Here is a 20485-nt window from a genome sequence, read left to right as displayed (position 1 = left end):
CCGCCGGTTAAACCCCCGAGCCACCGGATTTCTCCCAACTTTGCAGTTTCCCGGTGGAGTTCACGACATCCTGGGTATGACACCAGCGCCGTCGCGGCACCGTCTGGCTCGGGGGGAATCAGGTGATCGAACGGGAACAGCGCCCGTACTTCTTCTTCAGCTACGCGCGTCGGGACTTCATGGAAGACGCCTTCGTCGACCAGTTCTTCAACGACCTGCGGGACGAACTCGGACGCATCCTCGGGCCGGCCGTCCAGGCCGACGAACTCGCCTTCCGCGACACCGAGCAGCTGCGGCTCGGCGACGAGTGGGCCGACAAGCTGGCGCTGATGCTCGGCCGCAGCCGGACCATGGTCGCGCTCTACTCCCCGGCCTACTTCGCCAGCCTGTACTGCGGCAAGGAGTGGACCGCCTTCCGCGGCCGGGTCCGGCGCCACCACGAGGAGGCCGGGGAACTCGTCTCGGCGCTGATCCCCGTGCTCTGGGAGCCCGTCACGCCGGGCGAACTGGCCAGTGAGGTCAACAAGATCCAGTGGGCCCAGCCGGACATGGGCGACGCCTACGCCCGCCACGGCCTGCGCGCCCTGCTGCGCACCGCCCAGCAGGAGGCCTACCGGCAGGTCGTCCGGGTGGTCGCCGGGCGGATCCGGGACGCGGCGGTGCGGCGGCTCGGCGAAGTGCCCGAGTTCGACCTCGACGCCGTCCGCGGCTACTTCCCCGGGCCGGCCACGCCGGCGCCGGCCGAGCCCGGCATGGTGCGGCTGTTCATCGCGGCCGGCCGGGCGTCGGAGGCCGTCGTCGAGGCCGACGCCTGGACGGGCGGCCTGTACGGGGCCAAGCCCTGGCACTGGGCGCCCTACCACCCGCCCGTGCAGCCGTCGCTGGCCTCGCGCGCCCAGCGGGTGATCACCAACGCGGGGCACACCACTACGTTGGAGGAGATCGGCCCGGGCCTCGGCGAGAAGCTCGACCAGGCCCGGGAGGACAGTCAGGTCAGCGTCCTGCTGGTGGACCCGTGGGTGACCGACAACGAGCGCTACCGGGCCGCGCTGCGCGAGTACGACGACCAGAACCACCCGGTCACCGGAGTGGTCGTCCCGATGGGCAGCAGGGACCCGGGCGCGGAGCGCGAAGCACCGTGGACCGGCGTGCGCGGCGTGTTCCGCCGCAACTGGTTGCGCCGGAGCGACCTGGAGCACTTGTTCCGGGTGAAAGTGAATCAGGAGAGCTTCGATCGCGACCTCACCATCATGGTGACGGTTGCTCAGAACAAGCTGATGGACGACAACTTGGATTGGCGGGACGATGGCGACGGCGCCTTCGGCCTCGGGTCCGGCGGCGACGCCTTCGGCTTCGGCGGCGGTCCGGACATGCCCGGGCTGTCCATCCCGGCCGGCCCGCCGCCCGGCCCGCGTCAGGGCCCGCCCGCGCGACGCGAGCCGGACCGGGAACCGAGGGAGATGCCCGGCCAGCGCCGGGGTGGCCACGACGGGTCCGTCCCGATGAGGGGATCCGTCCCGCTGAGGGGAGAAGGCGACGATGACCATTGAGTCCGGCGTAGAGCTGGAGCGCGGCGAACCGGGTTCGGTCGTCACGTTCTACTCGTTCAAGGGCGGCACCGGCCGGACCATGGCACTCGCCAACGTCGGCTGGATCCTCGCCAGCCGGGGCCTGCGCGTCCTGGTGGTCGACTGGGACCTGGAGGCGCCCGGCCTCCACCGCTACTACCATCCGCTCCTGATCGACCCCGAACTGCACGCCACCGACGGCCTGATCGACCTGCTGCGCGCCTACGTCCGGCAAGCGCTGCCGTCCGCCTCCGGGCCGACCGGCCAGTCCCCGGCCGACTGGCTGGACGAACGCGGCCGGCTGGACGGCTACATCTGCGGCCTCGCCCTCGACCTGCCGCCCGGCGGCCGGCTCGACTTCCTGCCCGCCGGCCGGCAGAACGCCGCCTACGCCGCTGCCGTCACCAGCTTCAACTGGCGCAGCTTCTACCACGGCCGGGACATCCGCGGCGGCGAGTTCCTGCGCGGGCTGCGCGAACGCTGGGCCCGCGGCTACGACTACGTGCTCATCGACAGCCGCACCGGGGTCAGCGACACCTCCGGCATCTGCACCGTCCTGATGCCCGACACCGTGGTCGACTGCTTCACCTTCAGCGCCCAGAACATCCGCGGCGGCGTCGACGCCGCCCGGGCCATCGCCGAGGCCGAGGAGCGGGCCATCCGCGTCCTGCCGGTGCCGATGCGGGTCGAGGACGCCGAGCAGGAACGCCTGGAGGCCGGCCGGGACTTCGCCCGCGAGGCCTTCGCCCCCTACCTCGGCCGCTGGCTGCCCGGGGACCGCCGGGCCTCCTACTGGGCCGACGTCGAGGTGCCGTACAAGCCGTTCTACGCCTACGAGGAGGTGCCGGCCACCGTCGCCGACCGGCCGCAGGAGGCGCGCAGCCTGCTCAACGCCTTCGAGCGGCTGGCCGAGTGGATCACCGACGGCAGGGTGCGCTCCCTGCGTCCGCTCAGCTCCGAGTCCCGCCGCCGGCTGTACGGCGCCTACCTGCGCTCCGCCCGCGCGGTGCCCCGCCAGGTCTTCGTCAGCTACGCGCCCGAGGACCGGATGTGGGCCGAGTGGGCCGCCGGCACCCTCACCCGCTTCGGGTACCAGACCTCGCTGCACAACGCCGCCGAGTCCTACGGCGGCCAGCGGCCCCCGGAGGTCACCGGACCGCTCGACGGCCAGGGCCGGCTGCTCGCGCTGCTCTCGCCCGAGTACACCGCGCTGCCCCGCGCCGCCGAGGTCTGGCAGCTCCTGCAGGGGCGCGAACTCGCCTCCGGGGCATCGGCGTTGGTCGGCCTACGGCTGCAGGACTCGGACGAGCCGGTGCCCCGCCCGTTCGTCGGCCAGGCGGTGCCCGACCTGGTCCGGGCCTCCGCGACCGGCGCCGAGGCCCAGCTGTACGCCGAACTCGGCCCGCCGCCCGGCAGCAACCGGCAACTCGACACCGACAGCGGTGAGTTCGCCGCCCCGGCGCGCTTCCCCGGCACCGCCCCGCAGGTCCAGGACGCACCCTCGCGCAACGCCGCCTTCATCGGCCGCGGCAAGCTGCTCGAACTGCTCCGCAACCGCTTCACCGGCGGCCCCGCCGCCGTCCTCAGCCAGGTCCTCTACGGCTTCGGCGGCGCCGGCAAGTCGCAGATCGCCGCCGAGTACGCGCACCGCTTCAAGTCCGCCTACGACGTCATCTGGTGGGTGCCCGCCGAGGAGCCCGCCAACATCCCGCAGAAGCTCGCCGAACTCGCCCCCCGACTCGGCGTGCCCACCAGTGACGACGTCGCGCACACCGCCGCCGCCGTGCTCGACGCGCTGCGCCGCGGCCACCCGTACCGCCGCTGGCTGCTGGTCTTCGACAATGCCGGCACCCCCGAGGAACTCGCCCCCTGGCAGCCCGGCGGCTCCTCCGGCGGGCACGTGTTGATCACATCCCGCAACCAGGGCTGGGCCCGGCACGCCGGCCTGGTCGAGGTCGACGTCTTCCTGCGCGAGGAGAGCGTCCGGCTGCTGCGCCGCTTCAACAGCGGCCTCTCCCCGGAGGACGCCGACCAGGTCGCGCACCGCCTCGGCGACCTGCCGCTGGCCGTCGGCCAGGCCGCCGTCTGGCTCCAGGAGACGTCGATGCCGATCGCCACCTACCTCGAACTGCTCGACGACGAGCTCACCGAGATGCTGGAGCGCACCAGGCTGCGCCCCACCGACTACCCGCACTCCGCCGCCGCCACCTGGCGCATCTCGGTCGAGGAACTGCGCCGGATGAACGCCCCGGCCGCCCAGATCCTGGAGATCTGCGCCTTCTTCGGCCCCGACGCGATCCCGATGCGGCTGCTCTACAGCCGGGCCGTCACCCGCGCCCTGCGGCTGCCCCCGCGGGCGCCCCGCGACAAGCTCGCGATCGGCGAGTTCCTGCGCGCCATCAACCGGTTCGGACTCGCCCGCACCGACCAGGGCAGCGAGACCATCACCGTGCACCGGCTCGTCCAGGCGGTGCTCCGGGACCAGGTCGAGGAGGATCGGCGGGCCGAGCTGCGCGGCGTCGTCCACGCGGCCCTCGCCACCGCCAACCCCGGCGACCCGGACATCCCCGCCAACTGGGCCGAGTACGCCGAACTCCTGCCCCACCTCTGGCCGTCCGGCGCCGTCGACAGCGCCGACGAGGACGTCCGGGAGTGGATCATCGACTCGGTCCGCTACCAGTGGAAGCGCAGCCTGCACGAATCCGGCCGCGAGCTGGCCGAACGGACCCTGGAGCACTGGCGCCAGGAGGACTACGGCGGATCCGACTTCGACGTCGACAACGACGCCCAGACGCTCATGCTGCGCACCCAGCTGAGCAACATCCGCCGCTCCCAGGGCGCCCTCCAGGAGGCGTACGAGATGGACCGGGACATCCTGGACCGCTTCACCGCGACCCTGGGCCCGGAGCACTCGCACACCCTCGCCGTGGCCAACAGTCTCGGCGCCGACCTGCGCTTCCTCGGCCGCTACGACGAGGCCCGGACGCTCGACCGCAGGACCCTGGACGCGGCCCGGCGCACCCTCGGCCCGGACCACCCGCGCACCCTGATGATCACCAACAACCTGGCCGTCTCCGACTACCTGGCCGGCGACCGCTACGCCGCCCTGGAACGGCACCGCAGCAACTACCTCCAGCAGCGCGACGCCCTCGGCGCGCACAGCCTGTACGCGCTGTCCTCCGCCTCCAACTACGCCCGCGACCTGCGCGAGACCGGGCGACTGCGGGAGGCGCTGGACCTGCTGGAGGAGACCGTCCGGACGTACCAGCAGATCATCGGCGACAACCACACCGACACCCTGCGCGCCCGCAAGAACCTCGCCGTGGCGCTGCGCCGGGCCGGTCGGTACACCGAGGCCCTGGAGATCGACGAGGACATCTACCAGCGCTACCTGGACATCAACGGACCGGAGCACCCGGACACCCTGGCCGCCGCCACCAACCTGGCCAGCGACTACAACGCGCTCGGCGACACCGACCGGGCCATCCCGCTCGCCGAACGGGCCCTCGCCCGCTACCGCGACTACCTGGGCGAGAACCACCCGGTCACGCTGGCCGGCGCCAACAACCTCTCGGTCTACCTGCGGCTGGCCGGCCGCCTGGCGGAGGCCCGGGAACTGTCCGGGCGGACCCTGGCCCAGTTCCGGACCGTCCTCGGCTCGCACCACCTCTACATCCCGATCGCGATGATGAATCACGCGAACGACCTGGCGCTGAGCGGGGAGATCCGGGCCGCGCTCGCCCTGGAACAGGAGGCGGCGCCGCTGATGACCGAGGCGCTCGGCCCGGACCACTACGACTCCATCGGCATCACCTCCAACCTCGCGCTGTCGCTCGCGGCGATCGGGGAGACCGAGCGGGCCGCCGAACTCCGGGCGGACTGCATCCGCCGGGCCAGGGTGACGCTGGGGGAGGAACACCCGACCACCGTCGCCGTGAAGGCCGGGACGCGGCTCGACTCGGATGTGGAGCCTCCACACGTGTGACGGACGGTCAGCGATCTCGCCTGCCGCTGCTAAGGTTCACGCGCATGGTGCCGTTCCGGCAGTTCCTGCTGAAGATCCACAGCCGGTGCAACCTGGCCTGCGACTACTGCTACATGTACGAGAGCGCCGACCAGAGTTGGCGCGACCGGCCGCGGCGGATGGAGTCGGCGACCGTCCGCCGGACCGCTCGGCGGATCGCCGAACACGCGGCCGAGCAGGGGCTCGACGAGGTCTCCGTGGTGCTGCACGGCGGCGAGCCGCTGCTCGTCGGCGCGGCCCATCTCGACGCGCTGCTGGCCGAGTTGGCGGCCGCCGGGCCGCGGGTGCGGTTCAGCCTGCAGACCAACGGGCTGCGGCTGCTGGACGAACCCGCGCTGCTCGACGTGCTGCACCGGTACCGGGTCGGCGTGGGGGTGTCGCTGGACGGCACCGCGATCGACCACGACCGGCACAGACGGCTCCCCTCCGGCGCGGGCAGCTGGGCCCGGACCGCGGCGGCGGTGCGGCTGCTCGGCTCGGACCGGCACCGCGAGCTGTTCGCCGGGTTGCTCTGCGTGGTCGACCTGGCGGCGGACCCGGTGAGCACCTACGAGGCGCTGCTGGAGTTCGCGCCGCCCCGGGTCGACCTGCTGCTGCCGCACGCGACCTGGCGCGCGCAGCCGGCGGGGGTCCACCGGTCGCTGCCCGTCGCCCCTCCGTGCGGCTCGAGCGAGCAGCCCGCGCCGTACGGGGAGTGGCTGATCGCGGCCTTCGACCGGTGGTACGACGCCCCGTACCGGGAGACCGGCGTGCGGCTGTTCGAGGAGCTGTCCGTGCTGCTGCTGGGCGGCCGGGCGGCCAGCGAGGCGGTGGGGCTGGCGCCGGTCGACCTGGTGGTGGTCGAGGCGGACGGCGCCATCGAGCAGGCGGACAGCCTCAAGGTGGCGTTCGACGGCGCCGCCGGGACGGGCCTGGACGTGTGGCGGCACGGCTTCGCGGACGCCGCCGCGCACCCGGCGTTCCAGGCCCGCCAGCGCGGCTTCGCCGGGCTCGGGCCGGTCTGCGCGGCCTGCCCGCTGGCCCGGGTCTGCGGCGGCGGCCTCTATGCGCACCGGTACGCGGGCGACGGGTTCGCTCACCCGTCCGTGTACTGCGCGGACATGGACCGGCTGATCCGGCACATCGCCGGCAGGCTTCGAGCCGGGGTGGCGGAGCTGGCCGGGGCGGTGCTCGGGAGATAGCGGGACGGGTGCGAGGGCGCTAGGCCGTTCGGGTCATGCGCGAGCCCGGACCGGCTGAGCCGCCGCCTCGTGGGGAGACTGCGGGCGGACCCGGCCGGCCGTGCGCTGTTCGCGATCGGGCTGGTTCTGAAGCGGATTGTTCACGAGGCGGATTGTTCATGAGCCGGCTGTTCACGGGCCGGCTGTTCACGAGAGGACGAACCGATGGCTACGGGCGAGGCGGTGGCGGCCGGGGTACCGGGCGCGCGGGGGGCCGACGGGCTGCCCCGGCACGGCATGGACCGGACGACCTTCCGGGCGATCGCCGGCGCGCGCGGCGGCCCGGACGCCGTCCGGCTGCTGCGGGCCGGGCAGTTGAGCAAGCGGGCGCTGCTGCTGCTCGCCCTGCGCCGGGCGGCCCCGCAGGACGAGGGCTACCGCGCGGCGTACGGGCAGGTGCGAGCCTTGCAGCGGGACGACCGGCCGCGCTGGGAAGAGCTGCTGCTGCAGCCGGAGTTGGACGCCTGGGCGGCCGACTGCCTGCGGGCGTCGTCGGGCGGCTCGGCGGTACCGCTGGACGGGCTGGGCGAGTTCGTCCGGGCCGCGGCGGGCCCGGCGCTCGCGCTGGAGTGCGACGGGCTGCGTTGGGCGCCGGTGATCGACCACGTCGGGCCGCGCCGGGTGGACTACGGGCGGCCCCCGACCGGACCGCTGTCGCCCGGCGAACTCGCACGGTGGGAAGACCGGTTGGCCGAGGCCTGGCGGATCCTGGTGCGCCGGCACCGCCGGCACGCGGAGGCCGTCGCGGCCTGTGTCGGCACCATCGTGCCGCTGCGGCCGGCGCCCGGCGGAGAGGGGGTCAGTGCGGCCGCCCGGCGGGCGTACGGCGCGGTGGCGGTCTCGCTGCCGGGTGAACCGGTACTGCTCGCGCTGGCCCTGGTGCACGAGTTCCTGCACATCCAACTCGGTGCCCTGCTGGACCTGGTGCCGCTGCACCGCCCCAACGGGCCGGCGATCTACCACGCGCCCTGGAGGCCTGATCTGCGCCCGGTCGGCGCACTGCTGCAGGGGGCGTACGCGCATCTGGGCGTCGCGTCCTTCTGGTGCGCGGAGGCGGCCGCGGGGGTGAGTGAACGGGGCCGAGCGGAAGGGGAGTTCGCGCGCTGGCGGGGGCACACCCTGGCCGCTGCCGAAACCCTGCTGGGGTGTGGTGAACTCACTCCGCAGGGAAGGGAGTTCACCGACGAGTTGGCTCGTTCCGTCCGCGAACTGAGGGGGCCGGGCCCGTGCGCTTGAGGGCATTGGGCCGTTCGGGCGTCGAGCCGGCATTCCCGGGCCGATGCCGCGACCCCGCGCGCGTCCCTGCCGGGGCCGGTCGACGGGCTCGAACGCCTGCTCAGGTAAACGCGCTTCGACGCGCGCAGCGGCGAAGCGCGCGACCGCTGAACGGGTGAATTCTTGGGGATTTGTGCGCCGTGGTATGGCGTCGATCGGCTGGGCAGACCAACTTGAGGAGGCAAGGTGCCGCGCGGAGTCCGCGTGGGCACTACATTGGTCGCAACCGGGTGACCTACCCGGACTCGGCAGGTCCTAACCGCGCCTAAGGAAACGAACATGACTCCGGTAACCAGCACCAGGCCGGCCGGCAACCTCACTGACACTCAGGAGACGCCGGAACGCCCGTCCCTCGCCGAACTCGCCGCCCTGGGCGCCGAGGAACTGGCCGCCCGACTGCAGCGCGCACTCCCCGGCGCGGAATCCGGCCTCGTGCCGGTAGCGGCCTTCAACTCCTCCATCTGACCCGGCCCGGAACGCCGAACGGACTCCAGGCCGAGCCGAACCTGCCACACCCATGACGACGCGAATTCCGGTGCCACTGACGCAATTCGTGGTCAAGATGCACAGTCGGTGCGATCTCGCCTGCGACCACTGCTACGTCTACGAGCACGCCGACAGCAGCTGGCGCTCCCGCCCCAAGGTCATCGGGGACGAGATCCTGGCCAAGGCCGCCGAACGGATCGGCGAGCACGCGGCCGCCCATCGGCTGTCCGCCGTCCGGGTCGTCCTGCACGGGGGAGAACCCCTGCTCGCCGGCCCGGACCGGTTGCGCCGCGCCGCCGAAGCGCTCCGGGCGGTGCTTCCGCCCGGCTGCGCCCTCGACCTGCGCATCCACACCAACGGCGTGCTGCTGAGCCGCGCCTTCCTCTCGCTGTTCGCGGAGCTGGACGTCAAGGTCGGCGTCTCGCTGGACGGCGACCGCGCATCCAACGACCGCCATAGGCGCTTCGCCGACGGGCGCAGCAGCCACCCCCAGGTCCTGCGGGCGGTCGCGCTGCTGAACGAGCCCGGGTACCGGCACCTGTTCGCCGGGCTGCTGTGCACCATCGACATCGAGAACGACCCGGTCGCCGTCTACCGCGCGCTCGCCGAACTCCGGCCCCCGGCCGTCGACTTCCTGCTCCCGCACGCCACCTGGGACGAGCCGCCGAAGCGGGTCCCGGGCGGCGGCGACACCCCCTACGCCGACTGGCTGCTCACCGTCCACAGGCTGTGGGAAGCGGACCGGCGGCCGTTCGCCGTGCGCACCTTCGAGTCCGTGCACCGGACCCGGCGCGGGCTCTCCAGCCTCACCGAGTCACTGGGCCTGGAACCCTCGGACCTGGCGGTGCTGGAGACGGACGGGACCTTCGAGCAGGCCGACAGCCTGAAGACCGCGTACGACGGAGCGCCCGCCACCGGGATGAACGTCTTCGAGCACAGCCTCGACGACCTCGCCCTCCACCCCGGCATCGCCGCCCGCCAGTCCGGTCTGGCCGGACTGAGCGCCGACTGCCGGGCCTGTCCCGTGGTCCGCTCGTGCGGTGGCGGGCTGTACGCCCACCGCTACCGGGCGGACACTGGTTTCGACAATCCTTCTGTCTACTGCGGTGACCTCATGACGCTCATCAACGGCATTGCGGGGGGCGGCAGTTCGTCCTCCGGTTCTTCGTCCGTCCCGGCGCAGGGGAGAGAGCCGCTGCTGCCTGCCGTGCTCACCGCTGCGCAACTGGACGAACTGGCCCGGGGGTACGGAGGCGCGGACACCGTCGCCGCCCTCGGCCGCTCGCAGCTGGCGCTGACCCGGGCGATGCTGGCCGCCGCCTGGGACGCCTCCGGGCAGGGGCGGGCCGAGGCGTGGGGGCTGCTGTCCTCGCTCGACGAGGCGGCGCCGGGAGTGGTGGACGCCGTGCTGGCGCATCCGTACGCGCGGGCCTGGGCGGCGCGCCGACTCGGCGGGGATCTGACCGTCGGACTGGGGGAGTTGGCGGCGCTGGCGGCCGCAGCGGCGGTGCGGGCCGGTCGGGGGGACGCGGTCGCGGTGCCGGTGCGGGGCGGGTGGCTGCACCTGCCGACGCTGGGGCGGATCGCCGTACCGGACGGGGAGGCGGTGGTCACCGGGCTGGCGGACGGCTTCTCGGTGCGGGCCTCGGACGGGTCGGTGTTCATCTCATACGACCAGCCGCTGCGTCGGGTCCGGCTGGCGGGCGGGTGGACGGTCGCGCTGGAGGACGTCGACCCGCTGCGGGACAGCCACGACCACCCGGTGGCCGGACGGCTCCCGGACGGTGAACTGCTCGGCTGGACCGGCGCGTTGCGGGAGGCCTGGGAGCTGCTCGGGCGGGACCTGCCCGGGTACGCGGAGGGCATCCGGGCAGGGCTGACGACGGTGACCCCGCTGCGGCCCGGGCCGCAGGGCCGGGACATCAGCTCGGCGGCCCGGCAGGCGTACGGCGCGGTGGGCATCGCCCGGCCCGCGACGGCGCCGACCCTGGCGCTGCTGCTCGCGCACGAGTTCCAGCACGTGAAGCTGGGGGCCGTGCTGGACCTGTTCGACCTCTACGACCGGGCCGACGACCGGCTGTACTTCGCGCCCTGGCGGTCCGATCCGCGCCCGCTGGAGGGACTGCTCCAGGGCACCTACGCGCACCTCGCGGTGACCGAGTACTGGGGCACGCGTACGGCCGCGTACGACGGTCTGCCGGGTGAGGCGGCCGACCGGGCGCGGGCACAGTTCGCGCTCTGGCGGCGCTACACGGCGGAGGCGGTCGAGCGCTTGGCCGAGTCGGGGACGCTGACCGCGCTCGGCCGACGTTTCGCGGACGGGATGCGGGAGAGTGTCTCCCCGTGGCTCGCGGTGTCGCTGCCGGCCGCGGCGGAGCGGGACGCCGAGCGGGCGCGTCGGGACCGTGGGCAACTCCGGCTTGCCGGAGCCTGATTCGAAGGAGTCGCTGTGCTGTCTGCCGCCGTCCTCGCCGATCGGTTCGCCCGACTGGGTGTCCGTCCGGGCATGGTGTTGCACGTCCAGGCGTCGCTGCGGGCGCTCGGACCGGTCGAGGGCGGGGCGGGCGGCGTGGTCGACGCCCTGCGCGAAGTGTTGGGAGCGGAGGGGACGTTGGTGGCGTACACCGCCACGCCCGAGAACTCCTCCACCTCGCGCGCCTACCAGGCCGCCGTCGCGGGGCTGTCGCCGGCCGAGGTCGACGCCTACCGCGCGCTGATGCCCCGCTTCGACCCGGCCGGCACTCCGGCGTCCCCGACGATGGGCACGCTCTCGGAGGCCGTCCGCACCCGCCCGGGCGCCCTGCGTAGCGGTCACCCGCAGACGTCCTGGGCCGCCCTTGGCCCGCTCGCGGGGGAGATCACGGCCCACCACCCCCTCACCTCGCACCTGGGCCCCGATTCCCCGCTCGGGCGGCTGTACGACCTGGACGCCCGGGTACTGATGCTCGGCGTCCCGATGGCCCGCTTCACCGCCTTCCACCTCGCCGACCTCCGCCAGCCCGACGTCCGCCTCCGCGAGTACCGCTGCGTGACCCCTGACGGCTGGACCGGCTTCCAGGCTCCCGACCTGGACGACGTGCACTTCGCCGACCTCGGGACCCGCGTCCTCGCGGCCGCCGCCGGTGTCACCACCGCCCGCATCGGCACCGCCGACTGTCGCCTCGTCCCGGTGCGGGAGGCGGTCGACCTCGCCGATGAGTTCCTCCGCACCCGTACCCTCTCCTCCACCTGATCCCGCCGTTTCCTCGCCCCGCCCCCGCCCGGTCGCCCGTGGCTGTGCGCGGGAAGTCGGTCGGGCCGACTTCCCGCGCGAAGGGGAGGCGGCTGTGGGCCGGTCGCGCCGCACGCGGCGACGTCCGGGATCGGACTGCTGAGAGCGACGTGACGTGAAGGAGCCCCCCGCCGGCCTTCACCGGGCGGGGGCAGGGTCGGTCAGTGGTCGAGGTCGACCGTGAAGCGCCTCGTGCCCGGAGCGATCGTGTCGGCGTGGACCATGCCACGAGCCCGGTCGAACTCCCCGGTGCCGCCGGTGATCCCGTTGTCGAACGAAGGGGGCGGGCCCGGGTTGAGGAAACCGAAGACCATCCCCTGCACGGAGAGCTGGCCGCCCGGGAGGTTGTAGGTCACGACGCACTCCTCGGCTCCGCCGTTGTCGGCCCGGGTGGTGGTGCAGGTGCCGCCGGTGTCGCCGATCTCGTTGCCGTTCTGGTCGAAGAGGATCGAGCGGAAGACGGCCCGATCGCCCTGGGCGGGGGCGCCGCCGGGATTGACGGGGAAATGGGTCTCCTGCGCGAGCCGGCCGATGATGGTGAAGACCCGGTCTCTGCCCTTGGCGTGGGCGGAATCGGTGTCCGTCGCGGCGGCGGCCGCGACAGGGGCGCAAACGAGGAGGGTGGCCAGCGCAGTGGCCGTGCCGAGACAGGCTGCTCTGATGGGGCGCATCGTGGCTCCTGAGGCTGATGTTCACCGATAGTCGGATGACGAACGGTCATCCGGGCATTCATAACCTCGCCTCCGCCGCCGCCCGGAACGTCCCGGCGCGACCCACCGGCAGATCCGACCAGTCGGACCAACCCGGGACGGGAGCGGCCTGTTCGACGGCCGACCCGGCCGGGGGACGCACCGGTTCGGTCGCACGGGCGAAGGCCGTCCGGCGGGTGACGGCTACCGGCGCCGCCGCCAGTCGGACTGGGTGAGCTCGTACTCGACCTCGCCGTGCTCGGAACCGGGGATCACGTCAGGCCAGTCGCCGGTGAAGTTCCGCAGGAACGACAGGCCCGACTTCTCCATCACGCGCCGGGACCGGGTGTTGACGGCCATGGTGTTCGCGGTGACCCGCTCCACTCCGAGCTCGGTGAAGCCCTTGTCGATCAGCTCCCGCGATCCCTCGGTGGCGTAGCCCTTGCCCCAGGACGCCTGGTTCAGCCGGTATCCGAGCTCCACGACGGCGGGGCTGTGCTCGTCGAGGGGGCGGAACTCGAACCAGCCGAGGAAGATCCCGGTGGCCTTCTCCTCGGCGGCCCAGAAGCCACGGGTGCCGAAGCACGGGTAGTCGTGGAGGAGGTACGGCAGGATCCTCGTCCCGACCGTCTCCCGGCTGGTCGGCTTTCCGCCGTTGATGAACCGCATCACCTCGGGGTCGTTGTCCAGTGCGAAGAGGTGATCGGCGTCGGATTCGGTGAACGGGCGCAGCACGAGCCGCTCGGTCTCAAGGAAGGCATGCATCTGCTGATCTTCGACGCCTGCCCCCGGGCCTGCCACCGGATATTCGCGGGCCCTGGCGGTCGTCACTCACCGGCCGGGGTTGTACTCGCGGTTCCCGCCGACGACGGCACCGAAGGCCTTGCCCACCCACTGGGCGCAGTTCTTGCAGGGCGGTGCGATCCGCTCGTCGACGTCGTACGTCGCCAGTCGGTAGTACTTGGGGTTGAGCCCTTTGCCGACCATCTTCATGTAGAGGTGCGCCTCCGCGCAGTTGTGCGGTGGCCAGCCCTCCAACTGCTCGATGTCGGCCCACGGCGGCCGCCACCCCTGGCCGACGGCGGTCTCCTGGGCCTCCTCGTAGAGTTCCCTGGCCTCCAGGGTGCCCCGCTGCTCCCGTGAGAAGCCGTCGTAACCGCTGGTCGCCGAGATCACCTCGTCGTCGCGCTTCTTCCCACCCCGCCCGTTCTTCTGCTTCAACGAGGTCGCCGTCGCGAACTTCGTCGAGGGTTTCTGCGCGGCGACCTTGTCCATCTGGGCACCGAGGGTCTTCTTGCCCCCGGCGCGCTGGAGCGCGTGGCCCACCGCGAGGTTGCCCACGGAGCGTTGGAGGGCCGCAGCCGTGGCCGGCGTGATGTGGGCGGCGGCCCGCGCCGAATGGGACTCGGGGCATGAGGCCGCACGCTTGCGGGGCTGCGGCCGGGCGTTGAGGTGCTCGGACATCCTGCCGTGGTCACGCGCGCCCACAGGAGCCCCTTCCGATCGTCCGACTTCTCGGGAAGACCAGCGTCACGGTCGGACCACGAGTATGGGAAGGCCCGTGAGGGCAGCGTTCGCTGCCCTCACGGGTCGGGGGCAGGCGGTGAAGTGGTCGAAGCGGCACATCGGGCTTCAGGAGCGGGGTGAGTGCTGCCGCGCCCACCGGGTCCACCAGGTGATCGAACTGCTGGAGCTGGAGGAGGAGTTCGCCATGCCGGAGGGCTTCGAGTCGGCGGGGTACCGGCGGACGTACCCGGCGGACTTCCGCGCCCGGCTGCACACCGGGGAGGCGCTGGTACGACCCACCCCGGAGGGCGCCCGCCGCCTCGGTGTGACACCTGCGGGCGAGGGCCGGACGGAGGCCCGGGCGCCCATCGAGTCCATCGACCACGCCTACGGGGAGTTCCTGCGGCTGGGCACTGACCTCGCGGTCCTCGAACCGGTCGAACTCCGCGACCGCATCGCCGAGACGGCCCGGACGCCGGCCGTCCGCTACCGGCGGTGAGGGGTCAGAGGCCGACGAAGTGGTCGAACTCGCCGTCCTTGGCGCCCAGGATCCAGGCGTTGAGCTTGGTGCGGGTGGTGGTGACCACGTGGGTGGGGTTGTCGGACTCGCGGATGTAGACGAGGTCGCCCTCGGAGGCGATTTCGAGGCAGTTGGCCTGGTCGCCGCTGAAGGTCGACCGCTGCCAGTTGAGCTGGTCCATGGGCGTATCTCCTGATCGTTCGCGATGGCCGCAACGAGGGTACTGCTTCCACACGGAGCGCAGCGGCATCGTTTCGGTCATGTCAATTCGTGCGAGTCGTTGTGCTATTCCATTGGGGCGCCAGTCGTTCCTACACTGAAGCCCCGCCGCACGGGGGCTGCGGGAACCAGGTTGCCGACGGGCCCGGGGGAGGCGCGTGTGAACGACCGTGGCTGGGACGAGGACGACGCCCGGCCGTACTTCTTCCTCTCCTACGCGCACACCCCGAAGTCCGGTGCGCGCGGTGCCGGTGATCCGAACCACTGGGTCAGGCAGCTGTACCGGGACCTGTGCGAGGCGGTGCTGCAACTCACCACCGCCCCGGCCGGGGTGCCGGTCGGGTTCATGGACGAGTCCATGCACCAGGGCGAGTTGTGGGCCGAACGGCTGTCCGAGGAGTTGGCGAGCTGCCGGGTGTTCGTACCGCTGTACTCGCCCCGGTACTTCAACAGCGTGCCGTGCGGGCAGGAGTGGCACGCCTTCACCCGCCGCCCGGTCTATCCGGCGACCATCGACGCCGAGCGCACCAGCGGCATCGTCCCGGTGCTGTGGGCGCCGATGAGCCGCTACCGGCTGCCCAAGGTGGCCAGTGAACTGCAGTTCAACCACGCGAGTTTCGGACCCGACTACGCCACCGAGGGCCTGTACGCGCTGATGAAGCTGACCTACTTCCGCTCCGCCTACGAGCTGGCCGTGCACCGGCTGGCGGCGCGGATCGTGCAGGTGGCGGAGGAGACGGTGATCCCGGTCGGGCGGCGGCTGGAGTTCAACGGGCTCCCCAGCGCCTTCAACGTGACCGCCCCGACCAAGCAGCTGCGGATCTCCGTACTCACCTACCACCAGGGCGAGTTGCCGTCGGACCGCAACCCCGATTTCTACGGCGCCAAGCGCAGCGACTGGCACCCCTACCGTCCGGCCGGGTCGCCGATCGCGCAGCACGCGGTGCGCCTGGCAAGGCAGTTGGGGTTCCAGCCGACCGTCCACGAGTTCGACGACGAGGTCGAGTCCATCATCGAGGGGAACGCCGAGGCCCCCGGACTGCTGCTGCTGGACCGGTGGGCGCTGCGCGACCCGCGCCGCCGTGAGCTGGTCCGCCGCTTCGACAGCTCCGACGCCACCTGGGTGAGCGTGCTGGAGCCGTGGAACACCGACGACCGGGAGTGCCTCGAACGCGACGGCGAGTTCAGCGGGTTGAGCGACCAGACGCTGCGCAAGACCCGGCGCGCGGGCCGCCCCAGCTTCCTCGGGGTGACCGGCCCGACCGGGCTGAACACCCTGGAGGACTTCGACGACGCGCTTCCCCGGGCGGCGATGAAGGCCAAGTACGCCTTCGAGGGCCGCACCAGGGCCGAACCGGAGGAGCCGCCGGCTCCCCGGCCGAGCCTGCGGGAGGCCTTCCGGCGAGCGCCGAGTCCCTACGGTCCGGACGGCTTCGAGGAGGGCGGGCACAGGGTGGAACCGTACGGGCCCGACCCTCACGACCCCGACCCCCACGACCCCGGCCATGACGACCGCAACGCACCGTGACGACCGCAACGCACCGCAACGCACCGTGACGCCGGCGATGACCCCGATGACGGGATGGCGCCCCTGGGAGGACGAGGAAATCGATGAGTGAGCGAAGCGAGCGAATCATTGACGGGCGCGTGTCTCGCGAAGCGACCGCCGAGCGCAGCGAGGTGGCCGCATGAGTGAGAACCGCACCAGGAACCTCCGCCTCGGCGGCCTCACCGCCGCCGACCTCGCGGCCCAGCGCGAGGCCGAGCGGCAGGGCGCGGCACAGGACCGCAACGGCCGGATCATCACCTTCTACTCCTACAAGGGCGGCACCGGCCGCACCATGGCCCTCGCCAACACCGCCTGGATCCTGGCCGCCAACGGCTTCCGCGTCCTCACCGTGGACTGGGACCTGGAGGCGCCCGGCCTGGCCAAGTTCTTCCACCCCTTCCTCGACCCGGCCTCCCTGGCCGGTACGACCGGGATGATGGACCTCATCGCCGAGTACCGGGAGGAGGCGCTGCGCCCGGTCGAGCACGCCGAGGGCTGGCACCTGGACTTCGCCCGGGTGCACCCGCACGCGCTCTCGCTCACCTGGCCGCACTTCCCGGCCGGCGGCAGCCTGGACTTCCTCTCCGCGGGCCAGTTCAACCGGGACTACTCCGAGGCCGTCACCCACCTCGACTGGGACATCTTCTACGACCGCTTCGACGGCGGGCAGTTCTTCGACGCGCTCAAGGCCGACATGGCCAAGCGCTACGACTACGTGCTGATCGACTCCCGCACCGGCCTGTCCGACATCGCCGAGATCTGCACCGTGCAGATGCCCGACGACCTGGTGGTCTGCTTCACCCTCAGCGACCAGTCCATCGACGGCGCCTCCCGGATCGCCCAGCACATCCACGACCGCTACCGCGAGCGCGGCATCCGGATCCTGCCCGTCCCGATGCGCATCGACGAGGGCGAGAAGGAGAAGGCCGACGCCGGCCGCGCCCTGGCCCGGGTGCGCTTCGACGGACTGCCGTCCGGCCTGGGCGGCGACGAGCTCGCCCAGTACTGGGGCTCGGTGGAGATCCCGTACCGGCCGTTCTACGCCTACGAGGAGATCCTCGCCACCTTCGGCGACCAGACCGGCAGCCCCACCTCGATGCTGGCGGCCTGCGAGCGGCTCACCTCCATGATCACCGAGGGCCGGGTCACCGGCCTGCCGGTGATGGACGAGGAGGTGCGGCTGCGCTACGTGGACGCCTTCACCCGCCGCCGCCCGTCCGTTCCCGCCGACCTGTACCTGTCCTACGTGCCCGAGGACCGGATGTGGGCGGACTGGATCGAGTCGATCCTGACCCGGGCCGGCTTCCGGGTACTGCCGCGCGACCTCAGCGCCGGCACCGACCCGCGCGAGGAGACCGAGCGCGGCATCGACTCCGCCTACCGCACGGTCGCCGTGCTCTCGCCCGCTTACCAGCGCTCCCCGCAGGCGCGGGCGCTGTGGGAGTCGGTGGTCAGCTCCGACCCCTCCGGCACCCGCCGCCAGCTGCTGCCCGTCCGGGTCGGCGACGTCCGGCTCACCGCGCCGTTCAGCAACCGCAACCCGGTCGACCTGGTCGGCCGCGACGAGAACCAGTCGATCCAGAGCCTGCTGCGCGCGCTCGGCCGCGGCGACGTCGCGCTCGGCGACGCCCCCAGCGGCGGCCCGCGCTTCCCCGGCAGCAAGCCCTCGGTGTGGGACGTCCCGCCGCGCAACCCGTCCTTCACCGGCCGCGCCGCCGTCCTGGAGCAGCTGCGCAACCAGCTGCGCGGCGGCATGGCGGCCGTGCTGCCCACCCCGCAGACCCTGTACGGGCTCGGCGGCGTCGGCAAGACCCAGGTGGCGCTGGAGTACGCCCACCGCTTCATGTCCGACTACGACCTGGTCTGGTGGATCGACGCCGAGCAGACCGAGCTGGTCGCCCCGGCGCTGGCCGAACTCGCCCGCCGACTGGGCCTGCGGGTCGGCGACTCGGTGACCGAGGCCGCCGAGGCCGCCCGGGAGGCGCTGCGCCGCGGCGTGCCCACCTCGCGCTGGCTGCTGATCTTCGACAACGCCGACGAGCCCGCCGAGATCCGCCGCTTCTTCCCCGGCGGCTCCGGCCACATCCTGGTCACCTCCCGCAACCAGGCCTGGACCGGGCACGCCGAGGCGCTGGAGGTCGACGTCTTCACCCGCGGCGAGAGCGTCGAGCACCTGTGCCGGCGCGCCCGCAGCCTCTCCCGCCCGGACGCCGACCGGGTCGCCGAGGCGGTCGGCGACCTGCCGCTGGCCGTCGAGGTGGCCGCCGCCTGGCTGGACACCACCGGCACCCCGGTGGACACCTACGTCACCCAGCTGCACGCCGAGGCCGCCCGGGCGCTCGCCGTCGGCCGCCCCGCCGACTACCCGACCCCGGTCGCCGCGACCTGGAACGTCTCGATCGGACGGCTGCGCCAGCAGTCCCCGGCGGCGGTGCGGCTGCTGCAGCTGTGCGCCTTCTTCGCACCCGAACCGATCTCGATGAACCTCTTCTACAGCGACCAGATGATCCGGGCGCTGGTGAAGTTCGACGCCGACCTCAGCGACAAGTTCATGCTGGGCAAGGTGATCCAGGCGATCGGCCGGTACGCGCTGGCCAAGGTCGACGCCGGCAGCAACAGCTTCCAGGTGCACCGGCTCGTCCAGGCGGTGATCCGGGCCGGGATGACCGACGACGAGCAGGAGATCGCCGTCCACGAGGTGCACCGCATCCTCACCGGCGCCCGGCCCGTCCTCGGCGACACCGACGACCCGGCCAACTGGCCCGCCTTCGACGAGATCTGGCCGCACCTGTCGCCCTCCAAGGCGCACAACTGCGACGAGGCGGACACCCGACAGCTGCTGATCGACCGGGTCCGCTACCTGTGGAAGCGCGGCGAGCTGGACCGCGCCCGCGACCTGGGTCACGCCCTGGACGCGGAGTGGACCAGCAAGCTCGGCGAGGACGACCGGCAGACCCTGCTGCTGCGCTTCCAGCTCGCCAACGTGCTCCGTTCCCAGGGCAATTACGCCGAGGCGCTGGCCCTGGACGAGGCCACCCTGGAGCGCCAGCGGGTGCTGCTCGGCGAGCACCACCCGTACACCCTGATGACGGCCGGCTCGCTGGGCGCCGACCGCCGGGCGCTCGGCCGGTTCCAGGCCGCGCTGGACCTCGACCAGGAAATCCTGGAGCAGTTCCGGGAGTTGTTCGGCGACGACAACCCGCGCACGCTCTCCATGGCGAACAACCTGGCGATCGACTACCGACTGGTCGGCGACAGCGAGGCCGCCCGCGAACTCGATCAGGAGACCCTCGACCGGCGCACCGCCGTGCTCGGGCCCAGGCACCCCTACACCCTGTCCACCAAGTCCAACCTGGCCCGCGACCTGCGCGAACTCGGCGACTACCGCGGCTCGGTGGATCTGCTCCAGGAGGTCACCTCCGACCTCGGCGACGTGCTCGACCCGGACCTCCCGGAGAACCTGCGCAACGCCAAGTCGCTGGCGGTCTCGCTGCGTCGGATCGGCCAGCTCGCCGAGGCCCGCCGGATCACCAAGGAGACCTACGAGCGCTACCTGGAGCGGTACGGCGCCGACGCCCCCGACGCGCTGGCCTGCGCGCTCAACCTGGCCGCCGACCACAGCGCCTCGGGCGACAAGGAGGCCGCCCGGGACCTCTGCGCCACCGTCTTCGAGGGCCACCGGCGGCTGTTCGGCGACGAGCACCCGTTCACCCTGGCCTGCGCCAACAACCTCGGCATCTACCTGCGGGGCAGCGGCGACGTCCAGGGCGCCATCGAGCGCGGCCGGCTCACCGTCGAGGGGCTGACCCGCTCGGTCGGGGCGGAGCACCCGTACACCCTCAACGCGGTGATCAACCTGGCCAACGCCTACGGCGACGACGGGCAGATAGAGCTCGCCGAGCGGCTCGGCCGGGCCGCCTACCAGGGCCTGTGCGAGCGCTACTCGCCCCAGCACCCGGACGCGGTGGCCTGCGAGGCCAACCTCGCGATCACCCTGCGGGCGGCCGGCCGGCACACCCATGCCGCGGAGCTGCGCGCGCGGGCGATCGCCGAGCTGATCCGCCAGGTCGGCGAGGAGCACCCCAACACGGTCTCCGCGCGTGGCTGGAAGCGGATCAACCGCGACCTGGAGCCGCAGCCGGTGTGACCGGGAGGGCG

General features: G+C 72.6%; 14 protein-coding genes. 10 read left to right on the top strand and 4 right to left on the bottom strand.

Annotated elements, in window-relative coordinates; translation table 11 throughout:
- The first annotated feature begins 122 nt into the window (after window positions 1-122).
- From ACH4E7_RS22090 to ACH4E7_RS22060, 7 genes are all read left to right on the top strand, one after another.
- Window positions 123-1550, top strand: coding sequence for a TIR-like protein FxsC (locus ACH4E7_RS22090; protein ID WP_396250724.1), 1428 nt, complete (start codon window positions 123-125; stop codon window positions 1548-1550).
- Window positions 1540-5553, top strand: a complete 4014-nt coding sequence (gene fxsT, locus ACH4E7_RS22085) for an FxSxx-COOH system tetratricopeptide repeat protein (protein ID WP_396250723.1) — start codon at window positions 1540-1542, stop codon at window positions 5551-5553. Before ACH4E7_RS22090 ends, fxsT (ACH4E7_RS22085) begins: the two co-directional genes overlap by 11 nt.
- A gap of 44 nt (window positions 5554-5597) precedes the next feature.
- Window positions 5598-6773, top strand: a complete 1176-nt coding sequence (locus ACH4E7_RS22080) for an FxsB family cyclophane-forming radical SAM/SPASM peptide maturase (protein ID WP_396250722.1) — start codon at window positions 5598-5600, stop codon at window positions 6771-6773.
- 204 nt (window positions 6774-6977) lie between these two features.
- Window positions 6978-8048 (top strand): aKG-HExxH-type peptide beta-hydroxylase, encoded by a 1071-nt coding sequence (locus ACH4E7_RS22075; protein ID WP_396250721.1) that lies wholly within the window; start codon window positions 6978-6980, stop codon window positions 8046-8048.
- A gap of 318 nt (window positions 8049-8366) precedes the next feature.
- On the top strand, window positions 8367-8552 hold the full coding sequence (locus ACH4E7_RS22070; RefSeq protein WP_355671288.1) for a hypothetical protein: 186 nt from the start codon (window positions 8367-8369) through the stop codon (window positions 8550-8552).
- Window positions 8553-8604: 52 nt separating this feature from the next.
- Window positions 8605-11007, top strand: a complete 2403-nt coding sequence (locus ACH4E7_RS22065) for an FxsB family cyclophane-forming radical SAM/SPASM peptide maturase (protein ID WP_396250720.1) — start codon at window positions 8605-8607, stop codon at window positions 11005-11007.
- Window positions 11008-11022: 15 nt separating this feature from the next.
- Entirely contained in the window at window positions 11023-11805 is a 783-nt protein-coding gene (locus ACH4E7_RS22060) for an aminoglycoside N(3)-acetyltransferase (RefSeq protein WP_396250719.1), read from the top strand.
- A gap of 200 nt (window positions 11806-12005) precedes the next feature.
- On the opposite strand, the gene ACH4E7_RS22055 is transcribed toward ACH4E7_RS22060, so the two are convergent.
- From ACH4E7_RS22055 to ACH4E7_RS22045, 3 genes are all read right to left on the bottom strand, one after another.
- Window positions 12006-12515 carry a hypothetical protein gene (locus tag ACH4E7_RS22055; RefSeq protein ID WP_396250718.1) on the bottom strand — a complete coding sequence of 170 codons (510 nt, stop codon included), beginning with the start codon at window positions 12513-12515 and terminating at the stop codon, window positions 12006-12008.
- Window positions 12516-12737: 222 nt separating this feature from the next.
- Window positions 12738-13298: a GNAT family N-acetyltransferase gene (locus tag ACH4E7_RS22050; protein WP_396250717.1), complete on the bottom strand. Its 561-nt coding sequence runs from the start codon at window positions 13296-13298 to the stop codon at window positions 12738-12740.
- A 66-nt stretch (window positions 13299-13364) separates the two neighbouring features.
- A complete protein-coding gene (locus tag ACH4E7_RS22045) occupies window positions 13365-13997 on the bottom strand; it encodes a hypothetical protein (protein WP_396250716.1) in 633 nt (210 codons plus the stop codon).
- A 139-nt stretch (window positions 13998-14136) separates the two neighbouring features.
- Here ACH4E7_RS22045 and ACH4E7_RS22040 point away from each other — a divergent pair, with 139 nt between their 5' ends.
- Window positions 14137-14538, top strand: coding sequence for a WYL domain-containing protein (locus tag ACH4E7_RS22040; RefSeq protein WP_396250715.1), 402 nt, complete (start codon window positions 14137-14139; stop codon window positions 14536-14538).
- A 4-nt stretch (window positions 14539-14542) separates the two neighbouring features.
- Here ACH4E7_RS22040 and ACH4E7_RS22035 read toward each other — a convergent pair whose 3' ends face one another.
- On the bottom strand, window positions 14543-14740 hold the full coding sequence (locus ACH4E7_RS22035) for a DUF397 domain-containing protein (protein WP_396250714.1): 198 nt from the start codon (window positions 14738-14740) through the stop codon (window positions 14543-14545).
- A 198-nt stretch (window positions 14741-14938) separates the two neighbouring features.
- Here ACH4E7_RS22035 and ACH4E7_RS22030 point away from each other — a divergent pair, with 198 nt between their 5' ends.
- Both ACH4E7_RS22030 and fxsT (ACH4E7_RS22025) read left to right on the top strand, forming a co-directional pair.
- Window positions 14939-16306 (top strand): TIR-like protein FxsC, encoded by a 1368-nt coding sequence (locus tag ACH4E7_RS22030; protein WP_396250713.1) that lies wholly within the window; start codon window positions 14939-14941, stop codon window positions 16304-16306.
- Between the two features lie 160 nt (window positions 16307-16466).
- Window positions 16467-20474 (top strand): FxSxx-COOH system tetratricopeptide repeat protein, encoded by a 4008-nt coding sequence (gene fxsT / locus ACH4E7_RS22025; RefSeq protein ID WP_396250712.1) that lies wholly within the window; start codon window positions 16467-16469, stop codon window positions 20472-20474.
- Window positions 20475-20485: the final 11 nt, after the last annotated feature.

This window comes from Kitasatospora sp. NPDC018058, assembly GCF_044327205.1.
In the GTDB taxonomy this organism is placed as follows: Bacteria; Actinomycetota; Actinomycetes; order Streptomycetales; family Streptomycetaceae; genus Kitasatospora.
Note: the sequence above shows the minus strand (reverse complement) of the source record. Positions and strands in the feature narration are given on the sequence as shown.